Genomic DNA, 1,165 nt, shown 5'->3' on the forward strand with positions numbered 1-1,165 from the left:
TGTAGTGGTACGCTGAATTTGGTCACTTAGTTAGAGGTGATATCATCACCTCATAAGTTAACAGGTGACATTATGACAAAACGTACAAGAAGACTATTTAGCGCTGAATTCAAATTAGAAGCGGCACAATTAGTCCTAGATCAGAACTACTCGGTGACAGAGGCTGCTCAAGCCATGAATGTTGGTAAGTCCACCATGGATAAGTGGGTTCGCCAGCTAAAAGAGGAACGCCAGGGGAAAACACCTAAAGCATCACCTATGACGCCTGAGCAAATTGAAATACGTGAATTAAAGAAGAAGTTAGCTCGCCTTGAAGAGCATAATGAAATATTAAAAAAAGCCACGGCTCTGTTGATGTCGGACTCACTGAACAATTCTTGATAATCAAGAAACTCAAGCAGAGCCATAGCATAAAGACATTATGCGAAGTCTTTAATGTTCACCGAAGCAGTTACAACTACTGGCGGAAACGACCAGTAAGCATTGATATAGAAACAGTAAAGCTTCGTAGCTTAGTTAGCGAGGCTCACACTACCAGCAATGGTTCCGCAGGAGCTAGAACCATTGCTGGCATAGTAACCAATCTAGGAACGAACCTAAGTCGCTACAGAGCAGCTAAGTTAATGAAAAAACTTGGTTTAGTGAGCTGCCAATTGCCCAAGCATAAGTATCGAAGGGCATCACAGGAGCATGTTGAAATACCAAATTATCTGAGCCGTCAGTTCGCGGTTACTGAGCCCAATAAAGTTTGGGTTGGTGATGTCACTTATATCTGGACAGGTAATCGCTGGATGTACTTAGCGGTTGTTATAGATCTTTTCGCTAGAAAAGCGATTGGTTGGGCAATGTCGTTATCGCCTGATAGTCGATTAACAGGTAAGGCTCTGTCAATGGCCTACGAGTCTCGTGGTAAGCCACAAGGCGTGATGTTTCACAGTGATCAAGGAACTCATTATACAAGCAGGAGATACCGCCAATTGCTGTGGCGTTTCCAGATAAAGCAAAGCTTATCTCGACGAGGAAATTGCTGGGATAATGCACCAATGGAGCGTTTCTTTAGAAGTTTGAAAACAGAATGGGTGCCGACGGTAGGTTATCGTAGCTTTATTGAAGCTCAACAAGAAATTACTCGATACATAATTCAGTATTACTGTCAGGTCAGGCC

Annotated in this window: 1 protein-coding gene; it reads left to right on the plus strand. The window is 43.0% G+C overall.

Annotation, left to right across the window (positions count from 1 at the left end; all coding sequences use genetic code 11):
* Positions 1 to 72: 72 nt before the first annotated feature.
* A protein-coding gene (locus FCV43_RS19840) for an IS3 family transposase (protein ID WP_136996147.1) occupies positions 73 to 1,165 on the plus strand; the annotation gives its coding sequence in 2 pieces (ribosomal slippage) (positions 73 to 331 and positions 331 to 1,165; 1,094 coding nt annotated over the 2 pieces). This gene is flagged as partial in the annotation.

It is taken from the genome of Vibrio genomosp. F6, assembly GCF_005146325.1.
Taxonomy (GTDB): domain Bacteria; phylum Pseudomonadota; class Gammaproteobacteria; order Enterobacterales; family Vibrionaceae; genus Vibrio; species Vibrio cortegadensis.